Origin of the sequence: Rhizobium sp. ZW T2_16 (genome assembly GCF_044987325.1) — a bacterium.
Classification (GTDB): Bacteria; Pseudomonadota; Alphaproteobacteria; order Rhizobiales; family Rhizobiaceae; genus Neorhizobium; species Neorhizobium cellulosilyticum.
The window spans coordinates 584,414-601,274 of sequence record NZ_JBJDRG010000001.1 but is presented as its reverse complement, the minus strand read 5'-3'; the positions used below and the strand labels follow the sequence as shown (position 1 = coordinate 601,274).

Here is a 16,861-nt window from a genome sequence, read left to right as displayed (position 1 = left end):
TGACAAGTCCGTGCGGGGGGCTCAATACGCGTTGTCTTTTGTCGCAGGGGCTCTAGGTTGGGGCTGGAACATCGCATAAGGGAGCATGATCGTATGGCGACGGAAGTGCAGAAGAAAGCCGTAGGCGCAGGCACGGACTGGTGGCGCGGGGCGGTGATCTACCAGATCTATCCGCGTTCATTCCAGGACACGACCGGCGACGGACTAGGCGATATCAAGGGCATTACCCGACGTCTGGCCCATGTCGCCTCGCTTGGCGTCGATGCAATCTGGCTGTCGCCCTTCTTCACCTCGCCGATGGCCGATATGGGCTATGACGTTTCCGATTATTGCAATGTCGACCCGATGTTCGGCACACTTGCCGATTTCGACGAGATGATCGACGAAGCGCACCGGCTGGGCCTGAAGGTCATCATCGACCAGGTAATCTCCCACACATCCGACCGGCATCCGTGGTTCATCGAAAGCCGCACCAGTCGCACCAATCCCAAAGCCGACTGGTTCGTCTGGGCCGACCCGAAGCCCGACGGCACAGCGCCGACCAACTGGCTCTCCATCTTCGGCGGGCCGGGCTGGGAATGGGATGGCGTGCGCAAGCAATATTACATGCATAATTTCCTGATTTCGCAGCCGGATCTCAACTTCCACAATCCCGAGGTTCAGGACGCGCTGCTGGATACGGTGAAATTCTGGCTCGATCGTCGGGTGGACGGGTTCCGGCTCGATACGGTGAACTATTATTTCCACGACAAGCAACTGCGGAACAACCCGCCGATGGTCTATGACACCGATGGCGCGGGCATGGAGACCGATACCAATCCGTATTCGATGCAGAACCATCTCTACGACAAGACGCAGCCGGAAAATATCGCTTTCCTGAAGCGCCTTCGGGCATTGCTCGATACCTATGATGACCGGATGACCGTGGGTGAGGTGGGTGATGGACCCCGCTCGCTGAAAACCCTTGCGGAATATACGACCGGCAGCGACAAGCTGCATATGTGCTACACGTTCGACTTTCTGGGCCCTGCCTTCGATGCGGGTTACATCCGCAAGATCATGACGACGGTGGCGGACACGGTGAGCGAAGGCTGGGTCTGCTGGGCTTTTTCCAATCACGATGTCATCCGTCACGTCACCCGTTTCATCGAGACGCCTGAGGAACAGGATCGGGTCGCCAAGCTGTCGATCAGCCTGATTTCGGTCTTGCGCGGTTCGATCTGCCTATATCAGGGCGAGGAACTGGGGCTGACCGAAGCGGAGCTTGCCTTCGAGGATCTGCGCGATCCCTATGGCATCCGCTTCTGGCCGGCCTTCAAGGGCCGCGACGGATGCCGTACGCCGATGGTGTGGGAGGCAAAGGCTCCTCATGCGGGCTTTACCGGGGGTTCCACGACATGGTTGCCGGTGCCGAATGAGCATGCCGCCCGCGCGGTCGATGTGCAGGAGAGGCTGGCGACATCCGTGCTCGCTCACTACCGGGCGACGCTCGCCTTCCGCAAGGCGCATGCGTCGCTCGTCGATGGCGACATGGCGTTCATCGAGACCAACCAGGATCTGCTGGCCTTCACACGCGAGAAGGACGGGGAGCGGCTGTTGTTCGTGTTCAACCTGACACGCGAGAGGCAGAAGTTCACGCTGCCGGCACGGTTCGCTTCCGTGACGCCGCTGGACATGCCGGGGTTCGTGTCGCGGCTGGAGAACGAGGCGGTGGTGCTGGATGCAGTGGACGTGTTCTGCGCACGGGTTTGAAGGCTAACTTGGAGGGCGGGCGCCAGTTTGCCACGCTCTTATCCTCGGGCTTGTCCTGAGGATAAGAGCGCATCACCAGAACTGGGACGGCAGTAGATCCTCGGGACAAGCCCGAGGATGACGACCTATCAAATGGAAAGGCCCGCGAGCGATCGCGGGCCTTTGTTATTTTATCATTCAGGCAATCGCCGAATCTCAGTCGAAATGCAGTTCGCGCTCGCCCTGTTCGTCGCGGATGCAGGTCTGCAGGCCGATCTTGTTCAGGATGTTGAGGAACGGGCGCGGGGCCAGTTCTTCGACGTTTGCCATCTTCTTCACATCCCATTCGCCGGTGGCGACTAGCATTGCTGCTGCGACCGGGGGAACGCCGGCGGTGTAGGAAATGCCCTGGGAGCCGACTTCGTTAAAGGCTTCCTTGTGGTCGGCGACGTTGTAGATGAACACCGTGCGTTCCTTGCCGTCCTTCAAACCCTTGACGAAGTCACCGATGCAGGTCTTGCCTTCGTATTCCGGCGCCAGCGACGACGGATCGGGCAGGCAGGCTTTTACGACCTTGAGCGGAACGACTTCGTCACCATTGGCGAGCTTCACCGGCTGCTCGGAGAGAAGGCCGATGTTTTTGAGAACGGTGAATACGTTGATATAGTGATCGCCAAAGCCCATCCAGAAGCGCACATCGGCGCCTTCCATGTTCTTGGCCAGCGAATGCACTTCGTCATGGCCGCAGAGATAGGCGCGACGCGTGCCGACGACCGGCAGGTCGTAGTCCTTGCCAATTTCGAACATCTTGTTGACGTTCCATTCGCCGCCCTGCCACGAATAAACGACGCCCGTGAATTCGCGGAAATTGATTTCCGGGTCGAAATTGGTGGCGAAATACTTGCCGTGGCTGCCGGCATTGATGTCGACGATATCGACGTCGGTGACGGTGTCGAGATACTCGTCCTTGGCGAGGCGCGCGTAGGCGTTGACGACGCCCGGATCAAAGCCGGCGCCGAGGATGGCGGTGATGCCCTTTTCCTTGCATTCGGCAGCACGCTTCCACTCGTAGTTACCGTACCACGGCGGGGTCTCGCAGATTTTGTTCGGCTCTTCGTGGATGGCGGTGTCGATATAGGCGACGCCGGTATCCATGCAGGCGCGCAGCACCGACATGTTCAAGAAAGCGGTGCCGACGTTGATGACGATCTGGCTGCCAGTCTTGGTGATGAGCGCCTTGGTGGCTTCGATGTCGAGAGCATCGAGAGCGTGACCTTCGAGCACTCCAGCCTGCTTCATCGCCTTCTTTTCGTGAACCGAAGCGATGATGGCGTCGCATTTCGACTTGGTGCGCGATGCGATATGGATGTCACCGAGGACATCGTTGTTCTGCGCACACTTGTGGGCAACGACCTGTGCGACGCCGCCGGCGCCTATGATGAGCACGTTCTTTTTCATTCTGGGGACCACTCCTTGCGTCCAATCGTCAGACGAGTCTTTACCTGTGGGCCTTTGGCCCTTTCTGATCAGGAAAGGCTCTGTTCGTAGTCCGTGTAGTCAAACTCACGGACCGTCCTGAGGCTGCCATCCAGTTCCCGGATGGCGATTGCCGGCATTTTCACGCCGTTAAACCAGTTTTTCTTGACCATCGTGTAGCCGGCAGCATCCTGGAACGAGATGCGGTCGCCGACCTTTACTTCTTCGGGGAAATCGAATTCCCCGAAGATGTCTCCGGCAAGGCATGACTTGCCGCAGACCATCGCACGATGGGGTCCCTGGTTGGGGTGAACCTTGGCATTCTCACGATAGATCAGGAGATCCAGCATGTGCGCTTCGATGGAACTATCCACCACGACTAGGTTCTTGCCGTTGTAAAGCGTGTCGAGGACGGTGGTTTCCAGCGTCGTCGATCTGGTGATCGAGGCTTCGCCCGGCTCCAGATAGACCTGGACGCCATATTCGCCCGAAAAACGCTTGAGGCGCTCGGCAAACTGGTCGACCGGGTAATCATCGCCGGTGAAATGGATGCCGCCGCCGAGCGAGACCCATTCGGCCTTTTTCAAAAGCGGTGCAAATTTTTGCTCGATATCGCCGAGCATGCGGTCGAACAGGGCAAAATCCTTGTTCTCGCAGTTGTTGTGGATCATGAAGCCGGTGATCATGTCCATGACCGGTTCGACCTTGGCCAGATCCCATTCGCCCAGCCGCGAGAAGGGGCGGGCGGGGTCGGCGAGGTCAAAGGACGATGAGGATACGCCGGGGTTGAGGCGCAGGCCGCGGGTGATGCCCGACGACTGGCTCTCGAAACGCTGCAGTTGGCCAATCGAGTTGAAGATGATCTTGTCGGCGTGCGACACCACCTCGTCGATCTCGTAATCGGCATAGGCGACCGAATATGCGTGGGTTTCCTTGCCGAAACGCTCGTGGCCGAGGCGGACTTCGTTGAGCGACGAGGAGGTCGTGCCGTCCATGTAGTCGCGCATGAAATCGAAGACGGACCAGGTGGCGAAGCATTTCAGCGCCAGTAACGCCTTGGCGCCCGACTTCTCACGTACAGTGGCAATCCGTTCCATGTTCTGGAGCAGCTTGGACTTGTCGATGAGGTAGTAGGGAGTCTGCAGCATTTCGCGTGATCGGCCTTCTTACGGTTCTTCTAAAACTTGAAGGGGCCTATTGCCTGACGCAGATGACATCTTCAAGACCCTATGGCTTTTCGGGGTAAAGAAAAGCCCCGCAGCGAGGCTGCGGGGCTTGGTGTTTTCTAATTTCTACGTTTCATTCGGGGATAAGCCGTTCGTATTCCTCACGCAGTTTCAGCCAGCCCTGCCAGAAAGGTTCCGGTTTGCGGCCGGAGGCTTTGGCGGCAAGAATATCGAGATGCATGTGCCAGCCGGCGCCGACCATGGTCATGTTTTTGCGGTCGGAAATGCGCTTGTGGACGAGGGTGAGAAGGACGTCCGAACCTATCGCCTTCAACTCGATCGCCACTTCGCCGCGGGGCGGCCAGGTGAAGGCCAAGCGGTGGGGGGCATCGAAGAGGAGGATATCGCTGGTCATCCGCTGTTCTTCCGGAAAACCTTCCGGGCGTGCCTCCGCTCCATCGGTCAATTCATCGTTACGCCAGACGAGTTCGAATGTGCCGCCGGGTGTTTCCGGCATGATGCCGGAGGCAAGCCATTGGCGGCGCAAATCGCTATCGGTCAGGTAATCCCAGATCCTCTCGATCGGGCCGGGCAGCTTACGCTGAATGGTGATCTCGGCAGGTGCCGTCACGGTTCCATATTTTTCCAATAGATTCATGCTGTTCATCGGTCTTCTCCCAGTTTTGATTCAGGTGTCATTTCCAGGTTTCGATGGGGGCATCTTGGCGTTTTGATCGGCTGCGGCCTTGCGAGCGTCGTCCTGCTTCAGCAGGTGCTCCAGCGCATCCAGACGAGTCGTCCAGAAATGTTCGTAGAAAGAGAGCCATTCATGTGCGGTGGCGAGCGGACCGGGATCAAGCCGGCAGAGATGGGTGCGGCCCTGGATTTCCCGCCGCACCAGACCGGCGCCTTCCAGCACCTTGATATGTTTCGATGCGGCCGCAAGCGACATGGCGTGCGGTTCTGCCAGCTGCCCGACCGTGCGTTCGCCTCGCGTCAACTCGCGCAGCATATGGCGACGGGTGGCGTCGCTCAGCGCATGGAAGACGGTGTCGATCTTGTGAGTGTATAATTCAACCATGTGGTTGAATGTGTGCCTCTTTATTTTGATTGTCAACCGATTGGTTTAATATTTGCGAAGTAGAGGAACTGAGTTCGCATTTCAGCCCTTTGTCCCAATTCCCAAAGTCGACAAGCCGTCATATCGTGGCGCCGCGCCGGGGGCTGGGACAGCCACGTGCCGCATCCAAAAGACTTCGCATGCATTTTGCCAGATCAACTTGAGGGAAAATCATGAGCAGCAGTTTCATCACCACCAAGGACGGCACGCAGATCTTTTACAAGGACTGGGGATCGAAGGACGCCCAGCCGATCGTCTTCCATCATGGCTGGCCGTTGTCCGCCGATGACTGGGATGCGCAGATGCTGTTCTTCCTTCACGAGGGATATCGAGTAATCGCGCATGACCGGCGCGGGCACGGGCGTTCCAGCCAGACGGAAACCGGTAACGAGATGAACACCTATGCCGCCGACATGGCGGAACTTGCGGCGCATCTCGACTTGAAGGGCGCAATCCATGTCGGCCATTCGACCGGAGGCGGGGAGGTGACGCGCTATGTCGCCAAGTTCGGCCAGCCGCAGGGCCGTGTTGCCAAGGCAGTGCTGATCGGGGCGGTGCCGCCGATCATGGTGAAAAGCGACAAGAACCCCGGCGGGTTGCCGCTCGAAGTGTTCGACGGGTTCCGCAAAGCGCAGGCGGCGAACCGGGCGCAGTTCTTCCTCGATATCCCGACCGGCCCTTTCTACGGCTATAACCGGCCGGCAGCGGAGGTTTCCGAAGGGGTGATCCGCAACTGGTGGCGGCAGGGTATGATGGGTGGCACCAAGGCCCATTACGACTGCATCAAGGCGTTTTCGGAAACGGATTTTACGGAAGACCTCAAGGTGATCGATGTTCCGGTGCTGGTCATGCACGGGACGGATGACCAGATCGTGCCGTTCGAGGATTCCGCGCCGCTCTCGTCCAAGCTTCTGAAGAACGGGGTGCTGAAAGTCTATGACGGGCTGCCGCATGGTATGGCGACGACCCATGCGGATATCATCAATGCCGATCTGCTGGCGTTTTTTAAGGGGTAGGCGGACGCTGCTGTGGTTTGCCCCTCACCCTAACCCTCTCCCCGTAATGACGGGGAGAGGGGACGTGGCCGATTTCGGCACTGAGGTTGCGGCTGGTGTCCTTCTCCCCGCTTGCGGGGAGAAGGTGCCGGCAGGCGGATGAGGGGCTTTGGGTGAGGCGAATTTGGGCCCCTTAAATCAGCTGGAACTTGTCGACATCGACCATGCCCCTGTCCGAAATCTTCAGGTGCGGGATCACGGGCAAGGGCAAAAACGCCACCTGCAGGAAAGGTTCTTCCAGAGTCGTTCCAAGAGCATAGGCGTGTTTTCTCAAGTCGTGCAGGGTGTCGCGAACCCACTCATACGGTTCGAGGCTCATCAGGCCGGCAATTGGGAGTGCGATCTCGCCGGTGACCCTGCCGTCCTCGACGACGACGAAGCCGCCGTTGATTTCTCCCAGCCGGTTGGCGGCGAGCGCCATGTCGTCTTCGGATACGCCGACGACGCAGATATTGTGGCTGTCATGGCCGACTGTGGAGGCGATCGCGCCCTTCTTCAGGCCAAAGCCCTGGACGAAGCCGTTGGCGTGGTTGCCGTTCTTGCCGTGGCGCTCGATGACGGCGACCTTGATGATGTCGCGATCAAGATCGACGCCTGCCTGGTTTCCGGCGGCGGGAAGGCGGTAGCGGCGGTGTTCGGTGATGATTTTTCCGGGCATGACGCCGATGACCGGGGTTTCCGATTCCGAATAGGGGACGCCGAACTGCATGGCCTGGACGGGACGCGCCTTGACGCTATCAAGGCCGACCGGGGCGATCGGCTTGCGGGTGGCGAAGAGCTCGTCGGTCACGCGGCGGCCGGCGGAGAAAACGATCTCTGCCTTGCAGTTTTCGAGCGTGTCGACAATGACGAGATCGGCGCGCCAGCCGGGCGCGACGAGGCCGCGATCGGTGAGGCCAAAGGCTTTTGCTGCCGAGATCGAGGCGGCGCGATAGATTGCAAGCGGTTCGACGCCCGCCTTGATCGCTGTGCGGATCATGTAGTCGAGATGGCCCTGTTCGGCGATATCGAGCGGATTGCGGTCGTCGGTGCAAAGCGCCAGATAGGGCGACAAGCGCTCGGTGATGATCGGCATCAGGGCTTCGAGATCCTTGGAGACCGAGCCTTCGCGGACAAGCACGTGCATGCCCTTGCGGATTTTTTCGAGCGCTTCTTCGGCGGTGGTGCTCTCGTGTTCGGTGCGGATGCCTGCGGCAAGATAGCCGTTCAGATCATTTCCACGCAGAAGCGGGGCGTGGCCGTCGATGTGATCGCCGTAAAAGGCATCGAGCTTGGCGAGGCAGATTGGATCCTTATGGATGACGCCCGGAAAATTCATGAACTCGGCAAGGCCGATGACTTTTGGATGATCGCGGAAGGGCAGGAGCTTTTCGATTGGCAGATCGGCGCCGGCGGTTTCCAGATGCGTGGCTGGTACGCAGGAGGAAAGCTGGACGCGGATATCCATGATCGTTTCGAGAGATGAATCGAGGAAATAGCGGATGCCTTCTTCACCGATGACATTAGCGATCTCGTGCGGATCGCAGATCGCGGTCGTCACGCCATAGGGCAGGACGCAGCGGTCGAATTCGTGGGGCGTGACGAGAGAGCTTTCGATATGCAGATGCGTATCGATGAAGCCGGGGACGACGATCTTTCCGGAAATGTCGATCTCGGTCTTGCCGGTGTAATCGCCGCAAGTGCCGACAATACGATCGCCGCAGATGGCGATGTCGGAGGCGACAAGCTCACCGGTGACGAGATCGAAGAATTTGCCGCCTTTCAGCACGATATCCGCGGGCTCGCGGCCGGTGCCCTGATCGATGAGGGTTTCGAGGCGCGTGGTCATGGGGTGCTCCTGGCAGTTTCGATTCCCCCTACTTAGCCCTTCAATGTGAAAACGGGGAGAGGGAACCGGAAATACCCTGTTTATGGCGCAGTGACCCTGACATTGCCGCCGCAGAGTATCGTGGCGACGGTCTTTCCCTTGAGGCTGACGCCGTTCTCGATCAGGCCTGCAAGGCCGGCAACGCCTGCCTCTTCGACGACGAGGCCATAATGGGTGAGAGAGAAATCCCGCGCACTGCGGATCGCCTCCTCGCTGACGGCCCAGACCTCATCGACCGTCGTCCTCATGCAATCCAATGCATAGGGCACGCATTCGCGCACGGCGATGCCGTCGGCGGCGGTATCGGCCGTTTCTGTCGAGACGATCCGGCCGGTTTCCCACGACTGTTTCATTGCCGGCGCATTGGAAGCGACGATGCCGATCACTTTGCAGGCTGGTGCCTTGGCCTTGATCCATGTGCCGATGCCGGTCAGCAGTGCGCCATTGCCGAGCGGGACGATGATGGCGTCGAGGGCGACGCCTTCTTGCGACAGGCGTTCGGTGATTTCCAGCGCGATCGTGCCGGCACCATCGGCGATGGTGCGCAGGGCGCCGTCTTCGACGAAGGGGCAGCCGTGTCGGTCGGCATAGGCGCGGGCGGCAGCCTTGGCGGCATCGAAATCATCGCCTTCGAGCCGCACTTCCGCTCCGAGCCGGCGCATAGCCTCCACCTTGCCGGGATTGGCAGTGGTGGCGGAGAAGATCACCACCTTGCGACCGCGGGCGCGGCCGGCATAAGCGAGGCCCTGGCCGAAATTGCCGGCCGAGGCGGAAACGACCGGATGATCGCTAGGCTGCTCGCTCTGCATCCACCAGTCGGTGCCGCGGCCCTTGAAGGAGCGGATAGGGTTGAGCGTTTCCACCTTGGCGAACAGCCGCAGGCCGAGTTCGGCATTGGCCGGCTGCTGTTCGATCAGCGGGCTGTTGGTAAAAACCGGATCAATGGCGCGGAAGGCGGCCAGAATGCCGTCGGCGGAGGGAGCGAGCTGTTGTTGAGTCATTTCAAAAGCATGGCAAGGAAAAGCTGGCGTTATTCCTGAATATATCGGAGCATGCGGAAATATCTCCCGATTACCGATTTGAGATGGGAAAATTACCCATGGCGTTGACCAAGGCGGACCGCAATATCCTCAGGCTGATGCAGCAGGACGCTACCATCACGCTGAGCGAGCTCGCCGAGCAGGTAGGACTGTCGCCGTCCTCGGCACAGAGGCGGCTGCAGAAGCTGCGCGAGGACAAGGTGATCCTGCGCGATGTTTCGATTGTCGATCCGAAGAAAGTCGGCGGCGCTGTCTCGATGCTGGTCGAGGTGGAACTGGAGCGTGACCGGCCCGAGCTTCTGCCGCCTTTCCAGCGCTGGGTGGCGGAGACGCCGGAGGTGCAGGAGGCTTGGGGCACGTCCGGGCGAGGGGATTATACGCTTGTGATTCTTGCTCAGTCGGTGGATCACTTCGATGCGCTGGCCGACCGGATGATGGAGCTCAATCCGAATATCCGCAAATTCACCACCAGCGTGGTGCTGAAGACGCTGAAACGCGGGTTGGTCGTGCCGGTGGAGTGATGTCGCAGGGGGCTGATGGGGTTTCCCTGTGGCGGTGATGAACCTCAAACGAAAACGGGCGCCCGAAGGCGCCCGCTGAGTGTTTTTTTGGATACGATTACTCGGCGGCGACGATCTTGCCGCCTTCCCACTTGTAGAGCGAGAAGCTCTGCGAGGTGAGGTCGCCGGTTTCGCCGTAGGTGAGCTGGCCGATGGCGGTCGGGATGGCGGAGCCGTCCTTCAGGGCTGCGGTCACGGCTTCTGCGTCTTCGGCGGTCTTTGCCTTTTCGATGCCGGCCTTGATGACCTGGACAGCGGCGTAGGCATTCAACGTAAAGGCTTCGGCCGGGATGTTCTTGGCGGCGAGCGAATCTGCTGCTGCCTTCGAATCCGGGCTCTTCAGCGCGTCGGATGCGTTGGTAAACAGCGTGCCGGCTGCCGCTTCGTTGCCGATCGTCCAGTATTCGGAGTTCGACAGGCCGTCGCCGCCGATGATCTGGGCATTGAGCGAGAGATCACGCAGCTGGCGGGCCAGAAGTCCGCCTTCCGGATGGTAGCCGCCAAAATAGATCACATCGACTTTTTCCGACTTCAGGCGGGCGGTCAGCGCGCCGAAATCCTTGTCGCCGGGGGTAACGGCTTCGTTGACCACTTCGGTGGTGCCGCCTGCGTTCAGGGTTGCCTTGAAGGCGTCTGCGAGGCCCTTACCGTAAGCGCCCTTGTCGTTGATGATGGCGACGCGCTTGTCCTTGAGCTTGTCGAGCACGTATTTGGCGGCAACTTCGGCCTGCTGGTCATCGCGGCCGCAGGTGCGCAGAACGTTTGCGAGGTCACGCTTGGTGAGATCCGGCGCGGTTGCGGTCGGGGTGACCATGAGTATGCCGTTTTCGGCAAGGACGTCGGAAACGGGAATGGAAACGCCCGAGGTGACCGGGCCGACGACGAAGTGAATGCCTTCGCCGACGATCTGGTTGGCGGCAGAAACGCCCTGCTTCGGTTCGCCGGCGTCGTCGGCCAGTTTCAGCACGACCTTTTCGCCAAGAATGCCGCCTGCCTTGTTGATGTCGTCAACGGCCGTCTGCGCGCCATTCTTGACCTGATCACCGTAAGCGGCGACCGGGCCGGTCAGCGGTGCGATGAGGCCGATGGTGATGTCGGCATGAGCGAGCGGTGCAAAGGCCAGCGAGGCAGCAAGTGCTGCCGTGATTGTCTTCAATGTCATGTCTGTCTCCTTGGGGCATCGGCAGAATTCTTTGGCGGGCCTCCCTGGCCGCCGTTCACGACGTTCGGCGCGTCCTGCCGCAGCCGCAAACGCGGCGTGCAGGATTGGACGTACAAAACCTCGGCCTCACCGCGGCCATGTTTGGCTCGCGCATCCGGCAGCAATTTTTGTAGAAATCTTGAGGCCGTCGCGCAAGAAGATAACCGAAACTGCGACACTTCGGTGGGGATATTTCAAGGCGAGGTTGAAGAGATGCGGGGATGACCTGCGTCTGCAAATTCAGCACTGCTCGCAGGGCGCTGTTGGATCTCGCCACGAAGCGACGCCGGAGATCAAGCGATGCCCGGTGTATTCGATATCAATCAGACAATCCCTTGTTGTGCGATCTTGATGCACAAAAGCAAAAAAGCCCGGGTGTTGCCCGGGCATCTTTTTTAGACCGATCCAAAAGGATTATGCAGCTGCGGAGGTTTTCCGCTCGGCGGCAATGTAGATGTCCTCAAGACTGTCGAGGATCTTCAGCACCGATTCCGAAGAGCTGGAATAATAGATCGTCTGTGCGTCGCGCCTGGTCTTTACCAGCTTTTGTGCGCGAAGCTTTGAGAGATGCTGTGACAAGGCAGACTGGCTCAAGCCGACGCGCGTCGCCAGTGCACCCACTGCCACCTCTCCCTTAACCAGGCAGCAGAGAATCATCAGCCGCTTGGGGTTGGCCATTGCCGACAGCAGGCCCGCTGCTGCGTTTGAATGCTCAGAAAGTGCTACCTTATCCATAAGTTCTCTTCACCTCGTCTCCAAAGTGGCCGCGCAATTCACCAAATATTCTTATCCGGTGATGTTAGGCGGCACAGGCGGAATTTGTACATCCCCTAAATTTCGGGTAGTTCAAGCTACATTTTAGTTTATTTGCAGATATAATGTATGACGTCTTCCGGCAAGTCTAGTCGATGCTGAAACTCGTGCCGGACGAGTACATCGCTCGAAACGAGGTCAATCCCGGCGGGATCAACCAATCCGAATCTCCAATTCTTGTCTCCAAGCCCCAGGCGATGCGCAAAATTCGCAGCTTCCAAAGGCTTTTCTGCCAGTTCGTTCTGCAGTTTCAGCCACGATGATTCGTCTGCCGAGAGCGGAAAAAGCAAATCTTCGCCACCCAATGCATAGGCGCGCCCGAAGCCTCCGTTCAGCGACGCTTGAACGGGAACCAATCGGTAAAACCTGAAATCAGGAAAATCGACGTAAAGTTGCGCCTTGGCATGGCGTCTCAGGAAACGCGCGCGAATCCTTTGATGGATTACGCTGTCCCTGGCAACCGGCTGGGCCTCGCAGAAAACGGTAATACGGGCATGGGCCAGCGGATCACCCTTACCCGGTTCGCCTGCAAGCAGTGAGCAACGAGAATCGTCCTTCAGGCCTTTGGTGTGGCCCGAGAGGGCAGAAACGAGCACGACCGGAACACCATCGAGATCGATGGCCGTCAATGCCCTGCTCACGGATGGAAAGCCGGTTACCGGATCAAGAACACCGAGTGACATGTAGCGTGCACTGCGCAGAAGCGTGCGAGCAAGCTCGCGTGCCTCGTCATCTGTCGGGCGCAATAACTGGGCCTGTTCGGCCATCCGTCACTCTCTGGTTGAATTTCGAGGTTTGAATTTTGATAATGCTTTATTTTCATATCATTTAATTCACTGCCGCAAAAGAGGCCTTGCCGCGTCAAGTTTGCGCACCATCTACTTGCGGTTAACGTTCATCTATCCACGGTTGTCGCGCAGCCGATGCCGTGTGAGGCCGGTGACAACATCATCGGCGGTTATCGAGCCGACCACGCTGCCGTTATCAACGATGGCGATGGTGCCGCGCTGACGAGCCAGCCCATCCATGATGTCGATGAGAGGCGTATCCGGAGAGGCGGAAGCGGAGATCGGGACCGTGCTTGCCACGGCCGAGACGCCTTTCGTCATGATGTCGCCCGCCGTCAGCATGCTGATCGGGTTCATGTGGCGGACGAAATCGGCGACGTAATCATCAGCCGGATCGCGGACAATTTCCTGCGGCGTGCCGCACTGGATGATCTGGCCGCCTTCCATGATGGCGATGCGATTGCCGATGCGGAAGGCTTCGTCTAGGTCGTGGCTGACGAAGAGGATGGTCTTTTTCAACCTGTGCTGGAATTCCAGCAACTCATCCTGAAGTTTTGTGCGGATCAGCGGGTCTAGTGCCGAAAAGGGCTCGTCCATCAACAGGATGGGAGCGCCGGTGGCGAAGGCACGGGCTAGGCCGACTCGCTGCTGCATGCCGCCTGAAAGCTCTCCGACGCGTCGGTCCGCCCATTGGCTGAGGCCGACCAGTTCAAGCTGTTCACCGATTCGCCGCTTGCGCTCCGTTTCCGATACACCCGCAAGTTCGAGGCCGAAGCCGACATTTTCGGCAACCGACCGCCACGGCAGAAGTCCGAACTGCTGGAAGACCATGGAGACCGTGTGCATGCGCAGTTCGCGCAGTGTTCGGGCGTTGGCCCTGTAGGGATCGACCGGGCCGGCGGGTGTCGCGACGCTGACGTTGCCGCGCACCACGGGAGCAAGGCCATTGACTGCGCGCAGAAGCGTGGACTTGCCAGAGCCGGAAAGTCCCATCAGGACGAGGATTTCTCCTTCGCGGATCGACAGGGAGGCATTGGAGACGCCGACGACGATGCCGGTCTGAGCACTGATCTCGTCGCGGCTTCGGCCAGCATCGAGCAGCGGCAGCGCGGCTTTCGGCTCGTTGCCGAACACGATGTCGACATTGCTGAATGTGACGCAGTCTCGGGTCGAGGTGACGGTCATGGCGCATCTGCCTTTCCGCTCTTGAACAGGCGATCGAGGATGATGGCGAGGATGACGATGCAGAGCCCGGCTTCGAAGCCACGGGCGATGTTGACCGTGTTGAGCGCCCGCACGACCGGCACGCCCAAGCCATTTGCACCGACAAGCGCGGAAATGACGACCATGGACAGGGACAGCATGATGGTCTGGGTCAGGCCCGCCATGATCTGCGGCATCGCGTAGGGGAGTTCCACCTTGCGCAGCACCTGGCCGGATGTGGCGCCGAATGCGACGGCCGCTTCGGTAAGCGCCCCCGGCGTGGAAATGATGCCGAGGCGGGTAAGCCGGATCGGTGCGGGAATGGCGAAGATGACGGTGGCAATCAGGCCCGGCACCATGCCGAGGCCGAAAAGGATGAGTGCGGGGATGAGATAGACGAAGGTCGGGATGGTCTGCATCAGGTCGAGGACCGGGCGCATGCCCTGATAAATCCATTCACGCCGTGCCGCTGCGATGCCGAGCGGTATGCCGATCGCCATGCTGACTACGGTGGCCGCCAGCACGAGCGCCAGCGTCTCTGTCGTTTCCTTCCAGTAGCCGAGATTGTAGATCAGCAACAAGCCGAGACAGGTGAAGGCTGCGACGCCGAATGAGCGGCGCAGGCCGTAGGCAAGGGCGGTGAAGATCGCGATGAGCAGAAACGGGTGCGGATATTGCAGCACCGCCAGAAGCGCGTCGATCACCTTCGACAGAATATGCGACAGCCAGTCGAAAAACCAGCTTGCATTGCCCGTCAGCCAGTCGACGGCATTTTTCGCCCAATTGCCCAGGCGCAGCTTTCCACTCGAGTCAACGAGCCAGTCGGGTAGCCAGTTCACGTCCGGTACCACCTCAAAATATTAAACGGGCAGGGGACAAGGGCCGGAGAACCGGCCCTTGCCGTCGAACGATCAGAGACCGAGTTCTGCCTTGACGGCATCAAGGCCCGGCTTGCCGTCCTTGGTCGTGACACCGGCCAGCCATGGCTCGATCGCTGCGCCATTGGCCTTCAGCCAGTCGGTCGCAGCGACTTCCGGCTCTTCTGCGTCATTCAGGATGCCGCCCATGATCTCGTTTTCCATCGGCAGCGAGAATTTCAGGTTCTTGATGAAGGTGCCAACATTGGGGCATTCCTCGGTGAAGCCGGAGCGCACGTTTGTATAGACTTCCGCACCACCGAAATTCGGACCGAACACGTCATCGCCGCCGGTCAGATAGGTCAGCTTGAAATTGGCGTTCATCGGATGCGGTTCCCAGCCGAGGAAGACGACCGGTTCGCCGGCCTTGTCGGCACGGGCGACCTGGGCGAGCATGCCCTGCTCGGAGGATTCCACCACTTCCAGCTTTTTCAGGCCGAACGTGTCCTTCTCGATCATGCCAAGGATCAGGCGGTTGCCGTCATTGCCCGGCTCGATGCCGTAGATCTTGCCGCCGAGAGCGTCTGCATGAGCGGCGATATCCTTGAAATCCTTGATGCCGAGTTCGGCGCCTTTGGCATTGGTGGCAAGCGTATATTTCGCGCCGGTGAGATTAGGCCCGAAAGATTCGACCGACTTTTCGGTCAGGAACGGACGGACGTCGGCTTCCTGCGTCGGCATCCAGTTGCCGAGGAAGACGTCGATATCCTTGTTCTTCAGCGACGAATAGGTGACGGGCACGGACAGGACCTTGATGTCTGTCTGGTAGCCCAGTGCCTTCAGGAGAACGGAGGCGGTTGCGGTGGTTGCCGTGATGTCTGTCCAGCCGACATCGGAGAAGCGGACGGTGCCACAGGCGGCCGGCTCGGCAGCGGATGCGCTGGCAGCAAAACCGGATAGAGCGGCAGAGACGGCGACGGTGAAGGCCAGCGATTTATGGATGCGCATGAAGTGCTCCCGTTCTTTCTTGTTCCCGGCCATTATCAATAACTTCCTGTTGCAAGCAAGCATGCGCGTTTACGCCGCAGGACACAGGTCATTTGCGACATTCAGTCCGGTATCGGCAAAATTGTCACGATGAGGCGCTTGCTAAGCCCGATGCCCCGGTTGTGACTTGATCTAACTCATGTCAAGGCGGATAGAAGCTGATCGTTATCTGCTCAATCCCGGAAACAACATTGATGCCCACTTCTTTTTCCCTGTCGCGGCGGAGCTTCGTGCTTGGTTCCGTCTCCATGACGGCGGCACTGGCCGGCTGTAGCACCACGAGCCAGCCGAATGTCGTTCCGGTCGCCGCGCAACGGCCGATCGGTCCTCCCGATGAGGCAGAGCTGCAGGCCCGTTATGCGGCTGTGGAAGACGGTGGATACCAGCTTCCGGCAATACCGTATCAGCAGATCGACCCGAAATATTACCGGCAGCGAGTTATCGATCCGACAGGCGAAAAGCCGAACACGATCGTCGTCGATACCCCCAACCGATTCCTTTATGTCGTAGAGCCGGGTGGTACGGCGATGCGTTATGGCGTCAGCATCGGCCGCGATGGTTTTATGTGGGAAGGCGAGGGCGTCATCCAATGGCGGCAGCCCTGGCCGCGGTGGAAGGTGCCGGACGAGATGGTTGCCCGCCAGCCGTCGCTGGCGCGCTATTCGGTCAAGGCCGGCGGCATGGAGCCCGGCATCAAGAACCCGCTCGGTGCGCGCGCGCTCTATATCTTCAAGGATGGTCAGGACACGCTTTACCGCCTGCATGGCTCGCCGGAATGGAAGTCGATCGGCACGGCGGCATCATCCGGTTGCGTGCGCTTCGTCAACCAGGATATTCTCGACCTCTATACCCGCGTTCCCTACCATGCCCGTATCGTCGTGCATCAGGGCTCGCTCCGGACGGCCTGACGTCCGAAATTTTAAGGCAGCGTGTCGGA

The 16,861-nt window shown here is 59.4% G+C and carries 16 protein-coding genes; 4 read left to right on the top strand and 12 right to left on the bottom strand.

Annotation, left to right across the window (positions count from 1 at the left end):
- Positions 1-93 precede the first annotated feature (93 nt).
- The gene (locus ACI3K0_RS02850; RefSeq protein WP_183821332.1) at positions 94-1,752 is read left to right on the top strand and encodes an alpha-glucosidase family protein; all 1,659 of its coding nucleotides are present in this window, start codon (positions 94-96) and stop codon (positions 1,750-1,752) included.
- Between the two features lie 195 nt (positions 1,753-1,947).
- Here the strand turns inward: ACI3K0_RS02850 and ACI3K0_RS02845 are convergent, their stop codons facing one another.
- From ACI3K0_RS02845 to ACI3K0_RS02830, 4 genes are all read right to left on the bottom strand, one after another.
- Positions 1,948-3,189, bottom strand: a complete 1,242-nt coding sequence (locus ACI3K0_RS02845) for a saccharopine dehydrogenase family protein (RefSeq protein ID WP_183821333.1) — start codon at positions 3,187-3,189, stop codon at positions 1,948-1,950.
- A gap of 68 nt (positions 3,190-3,257) precedes the next feature.
- Positions 3,258-4,355 carry a carboxynorspermidine decarboxylase gene (locus tag ACI3K0_RS02840; RefSeq protein ID WP_183821334.1) on the bottom strand — a complete coding sequence of 366 codons (1,098 nt, stop codon included), beginning with the start codon at positions 4,353-4,355 and terminating at the stop codon, positions 3,258-3,260.
- A gap of 151 nt (positions 4,356-4,506) precedes the next feature.
- Entirely contained in the window at positions 4,507-5,040 is a 534-nt protein-coding gene (locus ACI3K0_RS02835) for an SRPBCC family protein (RefSeq protein WP_183821335.1), read from the bottom strand.
- 21 nt (positions 5,041-5,061) lie between these two features.
- Positions 5,062-5,454: a helix-turn-helix transcriptional regulator gene (locus ACI3K0_RS02830; RefSeq protein ID WP_183821336.1), complete on the bottom strand. Its 393-nt coding sequence runs from the start codon at positions 5,452-5,454 to the stop codon at positions 5,062-5,064.
- A gap of 212 nt (positions 5,455-5,666) precedes the next feature.
- Here ACI3K0_RS02830 and ACI3K0_RS02825 point away from each other — a divergent pair, with 212 nt between their 5' ends.
- Complete coding sequence (locus ACI3K0_RS02825; protein ID WP_183821337.1) at positions 5,667-6,509, top strand: alpha/beta fold hydrolase; 843 nt, start codon at positions 5,667-5,669, stop codon at positions 6,507-6,509.
- 172 nt (positions 6,510-6,681) lie between these two features.
- On the opposite strand, the gene ade is transcribed toward ACI3K0_RS02825, so the two are convergent.
- Positions 6,682-8,376 carry an adenine deaminase gene (gene ade, locus ACI3K0_RS02820; protein WP_183821338.1) on the bottom strand — a complete coding sequence of 565 codons (1,695 nt, stop codon included), beginning with the start codon at positions 8,374-8,376 and terminating at the stop codon, positions 6,682-6,684.
- Positions 8,377-8,456: 80 nt separating this feature from the next.
- Positions 8,457-9,416 (bottom strand): threonine/serine dehydratase, encoded by a 960-nt coding sequence (locus tag ACI3K0_RS02815; protein WP_183821339.1) that lies wholly within the window; start codon positions 9,414-9,416, stop codon positions 8,457-8,459.
- A 98-nt stretch (positions 9,417-9,514) separates the two neighbouring features.
- Between ACI3K0_RS02815 and ACI3K0_RS02810 the strand changes: the two genes are divergently transcribed.
- Positions 9,515-9,976, top strand: coding sequence for an Lrp/AsnC family transcriptional regulator (locus ACI3K0_RS02810; protein ID WP_183685215.1), 462 nt, complete (start codon positions 9,515-9,517; stop codon positions 9,974-9,976).
- 97 nt (positions 9,977-10,073) lie between these two features.
- Here ACI3K0_RS02810 and ACI3K0_RS02805 read toward each other — a convergent pair whose 3' ends face one another.
- The 6 genes from ACI3K0_RS02805 to ACI3K0_RS02780 all read right to left on the bottom strand — a co-directional run bounded on the left by ACI3K0_RS02805 (position 10,074) and on the right by ACI3K0_RS02780 (position 15,885).
- On the bottom strand, positions 10,074-11,177 hold the full coding sequence (locus ACI3K0_RS02805) for a branched-chain amino acid ABC transporter substrate-binding protein (RefSeq protein ID WP_183821340.1): 1,104 nt from the start codon (positions 11,175-11,177) through the stop codon (positions 10,074-10,076).
- Positions 11,178-11,630: 453 nt separating this feature from the next.
- Positions 11,631-11,951: a metalloregulator ArsR/SmtB family transcription factor gene (locus ACI3K0_RS02800; protein ID WP_112456745.1), complete on the bottom strand. Its 321-nt coding sequence runs from the start codon at positions 11,949-11,951 to the stop codon at positions 11,631-11,633.
- A 128-nt stretch (positions 11,952-12,079) separates the two neighbouring features.
- Positions 12,080-12,796: a HugZ family protein gene (locus tag ACI3K0_RS02795; RefSeq protein ID WP_183821341.1), complete on the bottom strand. Its 717-nt coding sequence runs from the start codon at positions 12,794-12,796 to the stop codon at positions 12,080-12,082.
- Between the two features lie 132 nt (positions 12,797-12,928).
- Positions 12,929-14,002 carry a choline ABC transporter ATP-binding protein gene (choV, locus tag ACI3K0_RS02790; protein ID WP_183821342.1) on the bottom strand — a complete coding sequence of 358 codons (1,074 nt, stop codon included), beginning with the start codon at positions 14,000-14,002 and terminating at the stop codon, positions 12,929-12,931.
- The gene (choW, locus tag ACI3K0_RS02785) at positions 13,999-14,859 is read right to left on the bottom strand and encodes a choline ABC transporter permease subunit (protein ID WP_183685214.1); all 861 of its coding nucleotides are present in this window, start codon (positions 14,857-14,859) and stop codon (positions 13,999-14,001) included. The genes choV and choW overlap by 4 nt, the downstream gene beginning before the upstream one ends.
- Before the next feature lie 72 nt (positions 14,860-14,931).
- Positions 14,932-15,885, bottom strand: coding sequence for a choline ABC transporter substrate-binding protein (locus ACI3K0_RS02780; RefSeq protein ID WP_183821343.1), 954 nt, complete (start codon positions 15,883-15,885; stop codon positions 14,932-14,934).
- Positions 15,886-16,118: 233 nt separating this feature from the next.
- Here ACI3K0_RS02780 and ACI3K0_RS02775 point away from each other — a divergent pair, with 233 nt between their 5' ends.
- Positions 16,119-16,832, top strand: a complete 714-nt coding sequence (locus ACI3K0_RS02775; RefSeq protein WP_148145653.1) for a L,D-transpeptidase — start codon at positions 16,119-16,121, stop codon at positions 16,830-16,832.
- Positions 16,833-16,861: the final 29 nt, after the last annotated feature.